The following is a 14718-nucleotide window of genomic DNA, read 5'->3' as shown; positions in this document are numbered from 1 at the left end:
AGCGGCGATGGTACTTGGTGGGCAACCGCCTGGGAGAGTAGCACGTAGCCACGTAATCTTTTTTATTTTATATATTTAAAGCTAGAAGGGATATATCTTCTAGCTTTTTTATGTATAATAAAGTATTAGATGCTCATGAATATAAGAGTATTAATAATAGATTTATTTATTCTAGAGATTAAAATCATATAAAAGCTAGAATCAAGCAACATATATTTTAATATCCCCAAAAATTTACTTAGCAAATTCAATACGCTTAGTAAAAAATTAGCACAACAGGTTATTTAAATATTTTATAGAACTATTTTATTAATCTAAAAACAGAATATCTAAATTATTGTATACATAATTTGATTTATATAATTAGTATATAATTAATAAAATTTACATATTTTATACAAAGAGAAAAGATAGTCTATAACATCTCTCATAAAAACACATCATGATAGATAGTAAACCCTGCAAAACAAAAGAGTATTTTAATAAATATTTATATTTTAAAAGGGTAGGTGCTTATATGAAAGTTTATGATAGTAATATGTTAAGAAATATAGCAGTACTAGGTCATAGTGGATGTGGAAAGACAAATCTAATAGAAGCAATAGCTTACACCTCAAATCTTACAAATAAAATATCCAAACAAAATGATAAAGTTAACATGACTTATACTTTAGGATTAGTACTAGTTGAATACAATAACTACAAATATAATTTATTAGATACTCCTGGATATTTTGATTTTTGTGGTGAAGTTATATCATCTCTTACTGCAAGCGATGCAGCTATAATTGTAATAGATGCTACTACAGATATTCAAGTTGGGACAGAAAAGTCTTTAGAGTTAACTGAAGATGTTCCTAAGATAATGTTTATAAATAAAATAGATAATGAAAAATCAAGATATAAAGATACATTAGAAATATTAAGAGAGCAATATGGAAATAAAATAGTGCCTATGATAATACCTATATATAAAGATAAAAAATTTGTGAAGCTACATAATATATTTGAGAATATAGATGAATTAGATGGTGAGTTCAAAGATGAAGCTATGAGTGTAAAAGAAGCTCTAATGGAACTTATAGCAGAAACTGATGACGAGATACTAGATAAGTATTTTAGTGGAGAAGAATTAGATGCGCAAGATATACAGAAAGGACTGACTATAGGTATACAAAGAGGGGATATAATACCAGTAATCTGTGGTTCCACGTTAAACAATATAGGTACTATAGAAATATTAGATACAGTATCTAAATATTTAGAGCCTAAATACTTAGATAAAGATAGTACATTCAAAGGTTTTGTATTTAAAACAGTAGTAGACCCATTCATTGGCAAGATATCATATCTAAAAGTTACTCAAGGTGAAATAAAAAAAGATGATGAAGTATTTAATATAAATAAATCGAGTAAAGAAAAAATATCTAATTTATATACTATGAAAAATAAAGAATTAGTAGAAATTAATAAGGCTAAGTGTGGAGATATAGTTATAGTAACAAAGTCTAATAGCTTACAAACAGGAGATACTATATCATTAAACAAAGATGATGAAGCTATGCCAGTAATTCAATTCCCTAAGCCTCAAATATATTTTGCAATAACTCCAAAAGATAAAGGAGATGAAGAAAAAGTAAGTGCTACTTTAAATAAGATAGCAGATGAAGACCCAACTATAGATTGGTATAGAAATTCAGAAACAAAACAGGCTCTTATAGGGGGGCAAGGTGAGCTTCATATAAATATTGTAAAAGATAAGATGAAAGAAAAATTTGGAGTAGATGTTAATTTAGAAGACCTTAAAGTTGCATATAGAGAAACTGTAAAAGGAAAGTCTGATGTTCAAGGAAAACATAAAAAACAATCAGGTGGTCACGGTCAATATGGAGATGTAAAAATAAAATTTGAAAGAAGTAAGAAGGATTTTGAATTTACAGAAGAAATCTTTGGAGGATCTGTACCTAAACAGTATATACCAGCAGTAGAAAAAGGTTTAAAGGATTCTATGTTAAAAGGAGTACTAGCAGGATTTCCAGTTACCAATATAAAGGCTACTCTTTATGATGGTTCATATCATGATGTCGATTCATCAGAGATGGCATTTAAAATGGCAGCTAGTTTAGCCTTTAGAAAAGGTATGGAAGAAGCGCAACCAGTTTTATTAGAGCCTATAATGAGCCTAAAAATAACAATACCTGAGGAGTATATGGGCGATGTTATGGGCGATATAAATAAAAGAAGAGGGAAAATATTAGGTATGGAACCATTAGGTAAAGGAAAACAAGTAATATATGCACAGGCACCTCAAGCTGAAACCTTTAAATATGCCATAGATTTAAGATCTATGACACAAGGTAGAGGATATTTTGAAATGGAAATTGAGAAATATGATGAAGTTCCTTATCAAATAGCGCAAAGAATAATAGCTCAAGCTAATAACAATAGATAAATAATAAAAGGGGTCATCAAAATTCACGATAACCCCTTTTTCGATTTAAGGCATAAACTTAAAAGAAGTTAATATAATACTTGAGATAAAATTTATTTAGTATAATTAATAATACTTAACATAAGCATATATTATATAAATTTTATAAAAAAATAAATTTTTATAGTGTAAATTTTACTGAAAAAAATCATATAAATGATATTAGTCGATAGTCAAAGTAAGTCAAATTTATATGATTGAGTGGTGATGTATATGGCCTCGATAACTGATAAAATTGAACTTTTCATAAATGAGTTAATGAACAATAGCAATAGCATACAAATTAAGCGTAACGAGTTAGCAAATTTATTTAACTGTGCACCATCTCAAATAAATTATGTATTAATGACAAGATTTACAATAGACAGAGGTTATTATATAGATAGCAAAAAAGGTGGAGGTGGATATGTACAGATTACTAAGATAAGCTCAGATAAAAAGAAATATATAAAATCCTTAATATATGAAAGGATTGGTGAAGAGATAAGTTATAATGCAGCTAAAGAAGTCATAAAATCACTAGAAAAAATCAATATACTTACAGAAAGAGAAAGTAAGATAATATTATATTCAATAGAAGATAAGGTGTTATGTATACCTATTTCAGAACTTAAAGATAAATTAAGAGCAAATATATTACAGAATATAGTAATTGGCTTATTACATATAGATGAAAGTGCTTAAGAATTTAATATATAAAATACAGAATATACAAAATACGGATAAACTAAAAGGAGTGAGAGAGTATGTATTTTAGTAGATTTACACAGAAGTCTAAAAAAGTTATAGAGCTTAGTTTAGAATGTGCTAGAGAATTTGGTCATAATAGAGTTGATAGTGAACATTTATTATTAGGTTTATCAAAAGAAGGCGATGGTGTAGCATCTAGGGTATTATTAAAATTAGGCATAACACCTAAGTATATAGAGGGGAAAATAATAGAGAAAAAAGGTATTATACCTATAATGCCAATAGATTTAGTACTAAGCCCTAGAAGTGAAGAGATATTAGAAATTTCAGGTATATTTGCAGATAAATTTAAATCTGAGTATATAGAGACTGAGCATATATTACTAGGTATACTTCAACAGGGAGAAAATTTAGCAGTTAATATATTAAAAGAAGCAGGTATAGATGATAAATCTATAGTTGAGTTAATTATTGATACTGTTGGATTAGATAGTGTTACAACAAATAAAGAGAGTAAGCCTAATTATCCAACTAGAACACAAACATCTTTAAAGATATTAGATAAGTATGGAAAAAATTTAACTCTAGTTGCAAGCCAAAATAAAATTGATCCTGTAATAGGAAGAGAAAAAGAGATAGAAAGAGCTATACAAATATTAAGTAGAAGAACAAAAAATAATCCAGTATTTATTGGAGATCCAGGTGTTGGAAAGACATCTGTTGCAGAAGGATTGGCTGCAAATATTGCAAGTGGAAATGTTCCAGATAATCTTATTGGAAAAGTTTTATACACTTTAGATATGGGATCTATGTTAGCAGGGGCAAAATATAGAGGTGAATTTGAAGAGAGAATAAAGCAAGTTGTAGATGAAGTAGTTAAGAATGGAAATATAATTTTATTTATAGATGAGTTACACACAATAATTGGTGCAGGATCAACTGGAGAAAGTACGATAGATGCATCTAATATATTAAAGCCAGTACTATCAAGAGGAGATATACAGATTATAGGGGCTACAACAATAGATGAGTATAGAAAGCATATAGAGAAAGATTCTGCGTTAGAAAGAAGATTTCAACCAGTTTTAATAACAGAACCAACAAAGGAAGAAACTATAAAGATACTAGAAGGATTGAGAGAAAAATATGAATCTCATCATAATGTAAAAATAACATATGAAGCCATAGTAGCAGCAGTAGATTTATCTATAAGATATATAACTGATAGATTTTTACCAGATAAAGCAATAGATTTAATTGATGAGTCAGCATCTAGAGTAAGATTAAGAGAGATTAATTCACAAAAGAACATTCTAAATTCAGAAAAATATATTTTAAGTAAAGAAATAAATGATGAATTAAATAGAGATATTGGAAAGAATCTGGACTTAGATATAAGTACAAAATCAAGTCAGGGTATAGTAAATATTGAAATACCTAAAAAATCATATATAGGTATAGTAGACAAAGAAATAATTGCTGAGGTTGTGGAACTTTGGACTGGTGTACCAGTTAATAAAATAGTTGAAGAAGAAGCAGAAAGATTACTAAACTTAGAAGAAATATTGCATGGTAGAGTAGTAGGTCAAGATCAGGCAGTAAAATCGATCTCTAGAGCAATAAGAAGATCTAGAGCAGGTCTTAAAGACCCTAAAAGACCAATAGGTTCATTTTTATTTTTAGGACCAACTGGAGTTGGAAAAACAGAACTATGTAAAGCTTTAGCAGAAGTTCAATTTGGTGATGAAAATCAAATAATAAGAATAGATATGTCTGAATATATGGAAAAACATGCAGTATCTAAATTAATAGGTTCACCTCCAGGATATGTAGGATATAATGAAGGTGGTCAATTAACAGAAAAAGTAAGAAGAAATCCTTATTCTGTTGTTTTATTTGATGAAATAGAAAAAGCTCATGAGGATGTATTTAATATATTACTACAAATATTAGATGATGGTAGATTAACAGACTCAAAAGGTCGTATGGTTGACTTTAAAAATACAATATTAATAATGACATCTAATGTTGGAGCTACTAAAATTAATAAGAAGAATCATCAAGTATTAGGATTTGGTACAAATAAAGATAAGGAAGAAGAGACAAAAGATCAATATGATAAAATGAAAGAAAGTATAATGGGAGAATTAAAGCAAAAGTTTAAGCCAGAGTTTTTAAACAGAATAGATGACATAATAGTATTCCATCCGTTAGAAGAGTATCATATATATGAAATAGTAAAATTAATGACAAGAGAAGTAATTGAAAGATTAAAAAGTTTAAATATAGATTTGAAAATGAGTGAAGAAGCTGTAAAACTAATAGCTCAGGAAGGTATGGACTTAGAGTATGGGGCAAGACCTTTAAAAAGAGCCATACAGAAAGAATTAGAGGATACATTATCTGAGGCAATACTAAAAGGTGATATAAAAAAAGGTAGTAGTGTAGTTGCTGAAATTGAAGATAATAAAATAGTATATAAATGTAAAGTGCTATAAAATTAAATGAGGAGGAAACTCCTCATTTTTTATGTATAAGGGAATTATATCATGAAAAAATTTATAGATAATATATGAATATAAGTAATATCAATAAATTTACAAACGTAAAAAATGACATTTTTGAGCAACGGATGTATCCGTAGTGGGAGCAAGGATACATCGTTGGCGAAATGAGCGAGGCGAAATTTTTAATTTTATAATAATTTACATAATACACTATAGATATGTTAAAATTAAATAGACAATAGTAAATTAAGGGTGATTTGTAAATGGCAAAGATAAAGACAAAATATGTATGCCAAGAGTGCGGATATGAAACATCTAAATGGTTAGGTAGATGTCCAGAGTGTACAAAATGGAATACGTTAGTAGAAGAAATAGAACAAAAAGGGTCGAATAAAGATGTATTTATTATAGATAAATCTTCATCAAGACCTGTAAATATAAATTCCATAGAAACAAAAGAAGAAGAAAGATTTTCAACATGTATAGATGAACTAGACAGAGTACTTGGTGGAGGTATAGTAAAAGGATCTTTAGTATTAGTAGGAGGAGATCCTGGAATAGGAAAATCAACACTTTTAATTCAAGTATCAAGTAATGTTGCAAACTCAGGAAAAAAAGTATTATATATATCAGGAGAGGAATCTGAATCTCAAATAAAAATGAGAGCTCAGAGACTAGGAATTAATTCTGATAATTTATACATTTTTGCAGAAAATAACTTAAGTTTAATAGAAGCGCAGTTAGATAATATAAAGCCTGATCTTATAATTCTGGACTCTATCCAAACTGTATATAGTCCAGAAATATCATCAGCACCAGGAACAGTTAGCCAAATAAAAGAAGGAACTTCGAAATTTATGAAAATATCCAAAAAAATGGGTATATCAACATTTATAGTTGGACATGTAACAAAAGAAGGTTCTTTAGCTGGACCTAAATTATTAGAGCATATGGTTGATACTGTATTATATTTTGAAGGAGAAAGATATAATACTTATAGATTAGTTAGAGCTGTTAAGAATAGATTTGGTTCAACTAATGAATTAGGAGTATTTGAGATGAGGGACTTAGGTTTAGTAGAACTTGAAAATCCATCAAAAATACTTATATCAGAAAAACCAAAAGATGTAGCAGGTTCAGTTATAATATCTACTGTAGAAGGTACAAGACCAATGTTGCTTGAAATGCAAGCCTTAGTATCACCAACAAGTTATGGTATACCAAAAAGAACGGCTACAGGTGTTGATTATAATAGAGTAGGTATGTTATTGGCTGTTTTAGAGAAAAGAGTAGGACTTCAAATTCAAAATCAAGACGTATACCTTAATATAGTAGGAGGAATAAAAATAAATGAGCCTTCAATAGATTTAGGTATAGTAATAGCTATTGCATCTAGTTTTAGAAATGTTGCAGTTGATGAAACAATAGCAGTAACAGGAGAAGTTGGACTTACAGGAGAGGTAAGAGCAGTAAGCTTCATAGAAAAAAGAATAGCAGAGTGTAAAAAGCTTGGCTTTACAAAAATAGTTATACCAAGAAATAATTATGAAGCAGTCAAAGATACTAAAGGTATAGAAATTTGGCCTGTAGATAATCTAAGACAAGCAATAAATATAGTATTAGGGGGTAATAAAGAATAATGGAGGATTTCCTAAGAAATAAAAATCTTATACATGCATTAAAAATGATATCACCTGGAAGTCCACTAAGACAAGGGTTAGATAACATACTAAAAGCTAAAACAGGAGGGCTTATAGTAATCGCAACTGGTGAAGAAATAATGGAAGTAGTAGATGGAGGATTTTGTATAAATGCAGAATACTCACCAGCGTATATATATGAATTAGCTAAAATGGATGGTGCTATAGTTTTAAGTAGTGATACAAAGAAAATTCTTTTTGCTAATGCTCAACTTATACCTGATTACTCAATATCAACATCCGAAACTGGGACTAGACACAGAACTGCAGAAAGAGTTGCTAAACAAACAGGGGCGATAGTTATTGCTATATCTCAAAGGAGAAATATAATCACAGTATATAGAGGGGATAAAAAATATGCTTTAGAGGATATATCTAAAATACTTACTAAGGCGAATCAAGCATTACAGACTCTTGAAAAATATAAATCTGTATTGGATGAAGCTATAATAAACTTAAATGCTTTAGAGTTTAATGATTTAGTAACGATATATGATGTAGCAATAGTTATACAAAAGATAGAAATGGTAATGAGAATAACAAATATAATTGAGAAATATGTAATTGAGCTTGGCCAAGAAGGAACGCTAGTAAAAATGCAGTTAGAAGAGTTAATGGGAACAACTAAAATGGACCAAAAGCTTATTTTTAAAGATTATAGTAAAAAGAATGTAGATATGGCAGAATTTAAGAAAAAGATTAAAAGTTTTTCATCTGAAGACTTACTGGATTTAACTAATATGGCTAAATTATTAGGTCATAGTGGTTTTTCAGAAAATATGGATATGACTATAAAATCTAGAGGGTACAGAATACTTAGTAAGATACATAGGTTACCATCAGCTATAATTGAAAACTTAGTAAATTACTTTGATAATTTCCAGGAAATATTAAATGCATCAATAGAAGAATTAGATGATGTTGAAGGAATAGGTGAAATAAGAGCAACTTATATTAAAAATGGACTTATAAAAATGAAACAGTTAGTTTTATTAGATAGGCATATATAAATAATCGTTACTACTTTGTTCTTGAACATATGCGGTATTATAGATTATAATAAGTAAATATTAACAAAACAATCAGGGGGTGAAAATTTGATACAAAAAATAATAAGAGCAATGATAGGTATATTTGGTTTTGTTTTAGGATTTACCATATATTCATCATTAGCAAGTACATTTCCAGTACTTTTATTTGGAATAAAAAAGGGTACAATATTGATATCAGCAGTAGTAGGTTTAATTATAGGAGTTATATTCTACATAATAGGACCTTGGGTTATAGATAGATTTAAATATATAGCTAAACTTATGGATAAGGAAATATCAAAATATCCTCAAACTGATATATTATTAGGTTCTATAGGTCTTATAATAGGGTTCGTTATAGCATATTTATTAGGTGGTTTAATAAATTCAATACCTATAGTAGGAGGAATTTTAACATTTATTACATATGGATTTTTGGGATATTTAGGTATAAAAATAGCTTTAAAAAGTAAGGATGATTTATTTAATATAAGTAGATTATATAGACTATCACCATCAATAAAAGAAAAAAGTACTAAAAAAGAAGGGAAGACTATTCCACCAAAGGTATTAGACACTAGTGTCATAATTGATGGAAGAATAGCAGATATATGTAAAACAGGATTTATAGAGGGAAAACTTATAATACCTAAGTTTGTACTTGATGAATTACAACATATAGCTGATTCCTCAGATGATTTAAAAAGGGTTAGAGGAAGACGAGGCCTTGATATATTAAATATAATTCAAAAGGAATTAGATATAGAGGTTGAAATAAGTGAAGCTAAGTTTGATGATATTCCTGAAGTTGATAGTAAGTTATTAAAATTAGCTCAGGTTTTAGGCGGTAAGGTAGTTACTAATGACTATAATTTAAATAAAGTAGCTCAATTCCAAGGTGTTGAGGTATTAAATATAAATGAACTTGCCAATGCTATAAAACCAGTTGCAATACCTGGAGAAGAAATGATTGTTCAGGTTGTCAAAGAAGGGAAAGAACATAGTCAAGGTATAGCTTATCTAGATGATGGAACTATGATAGTTGTAGATGGAGGTAAAAAGCATATGGGAGAAACTATAAGAGTATTAGTTACATCAGTGCTACAAACTCCAGCAGGAAGAATGATATTTGGAAAACCAAAAAACTAATAAATTTTAAGGAGGGTGTCTCATAATATAAATTACTTTATGTTGAGGCACCTTTCTTTAATATAAGGACTTTAGTATTTAATAAGAGGTGCAAATATGAATGGTGTTGTCATAGTAGCTGCAGGAACAGGCAGTAGAATGAATATGGGAATTAATAAACAATTTATAAAGCTTGAAGGAAAAGAAATTATAGCTTATACAATTGAAAAATTTTATAATAATTCAAACATAGAAGATATAGTGGTTGTTGTAAAAGAAGATGAATCTGAGTTTTTTAAAAAAGAGATACTAGATAAGTATAATTTTAAAAATGTAAAAATAGCTTATGGTGGAAAAGAGAGACAAGACTCTGTATATAATGGATTAAAGTTATTAGATGAAAAATGTGATGTCGTATTAATTCATGATGGGGCGAGACCTTTTGTATCTGATAAAATTATAGATAAAAGTATTGAGGAAGCAAAAGAGCATAAGGCTATAGTTGTAGGAGTACCAGTTAAAGATACTATAAAGGTTATAGATAACGATAAAAATATAGTAGATACGCCAAATAGAAGTGTATTATGGGCAGTTCAGACTCCGCAAACATTTGATTATAATATACTTATAGATGCTTATAAAGATGCATTTAAAAATAAATTTTATGGAACTGATGATGCAATGCTAGTAGAGCGAATCGGATATAAGGTTAAAATGTTAGAAGGATCATACAATAATATAAAAATAACAACGCAAGAAGATTTAAATATTGGAAGTCAAATATTAAGAGTTCAAGATTAGTAGGAGGACAAACATGAGAGTAGGATTAGGTTATGATGTACATAAATTAGTAGAAGGAAGAAAGTTAATAATAGGTGGAGTAAATGTTCCACATGAAAAAGGATTATTAGGCCACTCTGATGCAGATGTATTGATACATGCTGTAATGGATTCTATATTAGGTGCATTAGCTTTAGGTGATATAGGTAAGCATTTCCCTGATACAGACGAGAAGTATAAAGGTGCAGATAGTATGAAATTATTAGAGTTTGTATATAATTTAATCAATGAAAAAGGATATGGTATAGGTAATATAGATTGTACTATAATAGCTCAAAGTCCTAAAATGGCTCCTCATATACAAAATATGAGAGAAAATATTGCTAAAGCATTAAATACTTCGATAGAGAATATAAATGTAAAAGCAACAACAGAAGAAGGGCTTGGATTTACTGGAGCGAAAGAAGGAATAGCAGCTCAAAGTATTTGTTTATTAGTTAAAGTTGACAAGTGATATTAAATAATATAATATTAGTAAATAAGATAAAGATTAAATAGTAATATTACAATATATATTGTATATACTATACATAAATAATAAATTAAAGCAATGATTAAGAAATAGTAAAAGATGAAATCTTTACAGAGAGGAAACGGTGGTGAAAGTTTCTAAGAAGAAGTCTTTGAACCAGTCTTTTAGCTTAAAAACGGTAAAAAGTTTTTACGGTAGGGACCGTTATATCCCATAAAGAGAGCCTTTTGGCTAATTAGAGTGGTACCGCGGAAATTCAACCTTTCGTCTCTATACATAAGTATAGAGTCGGAAGGTTTTTTTGTGGAAAATTTTTACTATTAAAAATAAAAAATATAAATAAATACAGGAGGAAATGTAATATGAAAATGTCAAAAATGTTTATGCCAACATTAAGAGAAGTTCCAGCTGATGCAGAAATAACAAGTCATCAATTAATGTTAAGAGCTGGTATGATAAGAAAAATGGCATCAGGAGTGTATAACCAATTACCTATGGGTATAAGAGTTTTCAATAAAATCCAAGAAATAATAAGAGAAGAATTAAATAAAAAAGGATGTCAAGAAATACTTTGTTCAGCTCTTATACCAGCAGAACTTTGGAAAGAGTCTGGTAGATGGGATGTAATGGGAGCAGAAATGATGAGATTAAAGGATAGAAATGATAGAGATTTCTGTCTTGGACCAACTCACGAAGAAGTATTTACAGATTTAATAAAGCAAGAAATAACTTCTTATAAGCAATTACCATTAAACTTATATCAAATACAAGTTAAGTATAGAGATGAAAGAAGACCTAGATTCGGAGTAATGAGAACTAGATCTTTCACAATGAAAGATGCTTATAGTTTTGATACAGATGAAGCAGGATTAGATAAGTCATACCAAGATATGTTTGATGCATATACAAACATATTTGCAAGATGTGGATTAGATAATAGCCCAGTTCAAGCAGATACAGGAGCTATAGGTGGTTCAGTTTCAGCTGAGTTCATGGTTAAATCAGAAGTTGGAGAAGATGAAATAGTATTCTGTAGCGGATGTGATTATGCAGCAAACATGGAAAAAGCAGTAGCTGTAGTAGCAGAACCTTCAACTGAAGAAATGAAAGAATTAAAAGAAGTACACACTCCAGGTGTACACACTATAGAAGAACTAGAAAACTTCTTTAAATTATCGGCTGATAAGTTTGCAAAAACTTTAGTATATGTTGCAGATGGAAAAACTGTAGCAGTAGTAGTAAGAGGAGATAGAGAAGTAAACGAAACTAAAGTAGGAAATGCTGTAGGTGGGGTTGTTGAGTTTGAACTTGCTAATGAAGAAGTAGTAAAAGCTGTAACTAATGCAGAAATAGGATTTGCAGGACCAATAGGAATAAAAGCTGACTATGTATTAATAGATAACGAAGTAGCTAATGCTAGAAACTTAATAATAGGAGCTAACAAAACTGAGTACCATATAGAAAATGCTAACTATGGAAGAGACTTCGAAGGAACAGTAGGAGACTTCAGAAATGTAACTGAGCAAGATAAGTGTACTAAGTGTGGAAGTCACTTTGAAATAGCTAGAGGGGTAGAAGTTGGACATATATTCAAGTTAGGAACTAAATACTCTGAAGCTATGGGATGTAACTTCATAGATAAAGATGGTAAGTCTAAGCCAGTAGTAATGGGATGTTACGGAATAGGTGTAGAAAGAACAGCTGCAGCTATAATAGAGCAACATCATGATGAAAATGGTATAACATGGCCTTTAGCAATAGCTCCATATCATGTTGTAGTTGTACCTGTTAACATAAAGAAAGAAGAACACATGGAAGCTGCTGAAAATATATACAACGAATTACAAGATATGGGTGTAGAAGTATTATTAGACGACAGAGATGAAAGAGCTGGAGTTAAGTTTAAAGATAGTGAACTTATAGGTATACCAATGAGAATAACTGTTGGTAAAGATATAGTAGACGGAAAAGTAGAATTCAAATTAAGAAAGTCTGAAGAAAAAGAAGTAATATCTTTAGATGAGATAAAATCAAGAGTTGAAGCTGAATTTGTAAAAAATAACATAAAGTTAGGATAATTACAAAATAACTAAATAGTATATATAATCCACGAACTTATTAACATTTTAAGTTAAAATGTGGATATATATACTATTTTAATTTTCATAAAAAGTGAGTTATCAACAGATTATCTGGATAACATATAAATTGTATTTTTTATATTATTTGGATAAAATAACATTACAATAAAGGCTTATTTTGATATTATAGATACATATAGATATTTATAGGAGGTAAAGACATGAGTGTAAAAGTAAGATTTGCTCCGAGTCCAACTGGATTTGTACATATAGGTAGTTTAAGAACTGCTTTATATAACTACTTATTTGCAAAGAGAATGGGTGGAGAGTATTTATTAAGAGTAGAAGATACAGACCAAACAAGATTAGTTGAAGGTGCAATAGAAAACATGCTTCAAGCTATGAAATGGGCTGGTGTTAACCACACTGAAGGTGTTATGTTAGATGAAAATGGTAATATAGTTCAAAAAGGTGAGAACGGTCCTTACATACAATCTGAAAGATTAGATATATACAAAAAATATATACAAGAATTATTAGATAATGGAAAAGCTTACTATTGCTTCTGTACAAAAGAAAGATTAGATGAAGTAAGAGAAAAGCAAAAAGAAGCTGGTGAAACTCCAAGATATGATGGTCACTGTAGAGATCTTACAGAAGAAGAAGTACAAGCTAAAATAGCTGCAGGAGAACCATACGTTATAAGATTAAGATTACCAGAAAACCACGTTATAAAGTTCAATGACTTAGTTAGAGGAGAAACAGAATTTAATACTAATGACTTAGATGATCAAGTATTAATAAAAACTGATGGATTCCCAACATATCATTTCGCTGTAGTTGTTGATGACCACTTAATGGAAATAACTCACGTTATAAGAGGAGAAGAATGGCTTTCTTCAACACCAAAGCATGTTTACTTATATGAAGCATTTGGATGGGAGCCAACAACATTTGTACACTTACCAAACATACTTAACAAAGAAAAGAAAAAGTTAAGTAAGAGACATGGTGATGTTGCAGTTGAAGATTTCAAGAAAAAAGGATACTTACCAGAAGGTTTAGTAAACTATGTTGCATTAGTTGGATGGTCTCCAGAAGACAACCAAGAAATATTCTCAATGGAAGAATTAGAAAATGCATTTTCTATAGATAGAGTATCTAAGAGTGGTGGAGTATTTGATACAGAAAAATTAAACTGGGTTAACCAACATTATGTAAAAGATGCAGATGACAGCTACTTAACAGATTTAGCTATACCATTCTTAGTTGAAGCTGGATTTATAACAGAAGAAGAAGCCGAAACTAAATATGAATTTATAAAAGGTATGGTATCAGTTCTTAAAGAAAAATTACAATATGTAAAAGAAATAACTGAACATGCTAATATATTCTTTGGAGACACTGTTGAGTTAGAAACTGAAGAATGTAGAGAATTCTTAAACTTAGAGCATATACCAACTTTAATAGATGCATTAGAAGCAAAAGTAGAAGCTGCTGAAGTAGTAGATGAAGCATTTGTAAAAGCAATGTTTAAAGAAATACAAAAAGAACATGGAATAAAGGGTAAAAACTTATTCATGGGATCAAGAATAATATTAACAGGTCAAATGCATGGACCAGATCTTCCAAAAACTATGGAAGTTCTAGGAAAAGAAACTTGCTTAAATAGAATAAAATATGTAAAAAATAATGTTTTATAGTATATAAAAAGTCCACTAATTTTAAAATGTACCCTATAGAGTAGACAACTAATAAAAAGGTCTACTCTATAGGGT

General features: G+C 29.4%; 10 protein-coding genes and 1 other annotated feature. All 10 genes read left to right on the top strand.

From position 1 onward, the window contains the following. Positions 1 to 517 precede the first annotated feature (517 nt). The 10 genes from Q5F54_RS04650 to gltX all read left to right on the top strand — a co-directional run bounded on the left by Q5F54_RS04650 (position 518) and on the right by gltX (position 14643). Positions 518 to 2452, top strand: coding sequence for a translation factor GTPase family protein (locus tag Q5F54_RS04650; RefSeq protein WP_281538849.1), 1935 nt, complete (start codon positions 518 to 520; stop codon positions 2450 to 2452). 252 nt (positions 2453 to 2704) lie between these two features. Continuing rightward, positions 2705 to 3175, top strand: coding sequence for a CtsR family transcriptional regulator (locus tag Q5F54_RS04645; RefSeq protein WP_281538848.1), 471 nt, complete (start codon positions 2705 to 2707; stop codon positions 3173 to 3175). Positions 3176 to 3237: 62 nt separating this feature from the next. Then, positions 3238 to 5679 carry an ATP-dependent Clp protease ATP-binding subunit gene (locus tag Q5F54_RS04640; RefSeq protein WP_281538847.1) on the top strand — a complete coding sequence of 814 codons (2442 nt, stop codon included), beginning with the start codon at positions 3238 to 3240 and terminating at the stop codon, positions 5677 to 5679. Between the two features lie 272 nt (positions 5680 to 5951). Continuing rightward, positions 5952 to 7328, top strand: coding sequence for a DNA repair protein RadA (gene radA / locus Q5F54_RS04635; RefSeq protein WP_071119067.1), 1377 nt, complete (start codon positions 5952 to 5954; stop codon positions 7326 to 7328). Continuing rightward, positions 7328 to 8398 (top strand): DNA integrity scanning diadenylate cyclase DisA, encoded by a 1071-nt coding sequence (disA, locus tag Q5F54_RS04630; protein WP_281538846.1) that lies wholly within the window; start codon positions 7328 to 7330, stop codon positions 8396 to 8398. Before radA ends, disA begins: the two co-directional genes overlap by 1 nt. An 87-nt stretch (positions 8399 to 8485) precedes the next feature. Then, the gene (locus Q5F54_RS04625) at positions 8486 to 9568 is read left to right on the top strand and encodes a PIN/TRAM domain-containing protein (protein WP_281538845.1); all 1083 of its coding nucleotides are present in this window, start codon (positions 8486 to 8488) and stop codon (positions 9566 to 9568) included. Between the two features lie 96 nt (positions 9569 to 9664). Continuing rightward, complete coding sequence (ispD, locus tag Q5F54_RS04620; protein WP_071119064.1) at positions 9665 to 10348, top strand: 2-C-methyl-D-erythritol 4-phosphate cytidylyltransferase; 684 nt, start codon at positions 9665 to 9667, stop codon at positions 10346 to 10348. A gap of 13 nt (positions 10349 to 10361) precedes the next feature. Next, positions 10362 to 10841, top strand: coding sequence for a 2-C-methyl-D-erythritol 2,4-cyclodiphosphate synthase (gene ispF / locus Q5F54_RS04615; RefSeq protein WP_071119063.1), 480 nt, complete (start codon positions 10362 to 10364; stop codon positions 10839 to 10841). An 87-nt stretch (positions 10842 to 10928) separates the two neighbouring features. After that, positions 10929 to 11134, top strand: a binding site (T-box leader). Positions 11135 to 11221: 87 nt separating this feature from the next. After that, on the top strand, positions 11222 to 12937 hold the full coding sequence (locus Q5F54_RS04610; protein WP_281538844.1) for a proline--tRNA ligase: 1716 nt from the start codon (positions 11222 to 11224) through the stop codon (positions 12935 to 12937). Between the two features lie 224 nt (positions 12938 to 13161). Further along, complete coding sequence (gltX, locus tag Q5F54_RS04605; RefSeq protein ID WP_281538843.1) at positions 13162 to 14643, top strand: glutamate--tRNA ligase; 1482 nt, start codon at positions 13162 to 13164, stop codon at positions 14641 to 14643. The last annotated feature ends 75 nt before the right edge of the window (positions 14644 to 14718 follow it).

The sequence above is a fragment of the uncultured Romboutsia sp. genome, assembly GCF_958366745.1.
GTDB classification, from domain to species: Bacteria; Bacillota; Clostridia; order Peptostreptococcales; family Peptostreptococcaceae; genus Romboutsia; species Romboutsia timonensis.
Note: the sequence above shows the minus strand (reverse complement) of the source record. Positions and strands in the feature narration are given on the sequence as shown.

Excerpts from the sequence above, each read along its gene's own strand:
- Q5F54_RS04640 (WP_281538847.1), top strand. The coding sequence starts at position 3,238 with ATGTATTTTAGTAGATTTACACAGAAGTCTAAAAAAGTTATAGAGCTT.
- gltX (WP_281538843.1), top strand. The coding sequence starts at position 13,162 with ATGAGTGTAAAAGTAAGATTTGCTCCGAGTCCAACTGGATTTGTACAT.
- Q5F54_RS04645 (WP_281538848.1), top strand. The coding sequence starts at position 2,705 with ATGGCCTCGATAACTGATAAAATTGAACTTTTCATAAATGAGTTAATG.
- Q5F54_RS04650 (WP_281538849.1), top strand. The coding sequence starts at position 518 with ATGAAAGTTTATGATAGTAATATGTTAAGAAATATAGCAGTACTAGGT.
- radA (WP_071119067.1), top strand. The coding sequence starts at position 5,952 with ATGGCAAAGATAAAGACAAAATATGTATGCCAAGAGTGCGGATATGAA.
- ispD (WP_071119064.1), top strand. The coding sequence starts at position 9,665 with ATGAATGGTGTTGTCATAGTAGCTGCAGGAACAGGCAGTAGAATGAAT.
- ispF (WP_071119063.1), top strand. The coding sequence starts at position 10,362 with ATGAGAGTAGGATTAGGTTATGATGTACATAAATTAGTAGAAGGAAGA.
- disA (WP_281538846.1), top strand. The coding sequence starts at position 7,328 with ATGGAGGATTTCCTAAGAAATAAAAATCTTATACATGCATTAAAAATG.
- Q5F54_RS04610 (WP_281538844.1), top strand. The coding sequence starts at position 11,222 with ATGAAAATGTCAAAAATGTTTATGCCAACATTAAGAGAAGTTCCAGCT.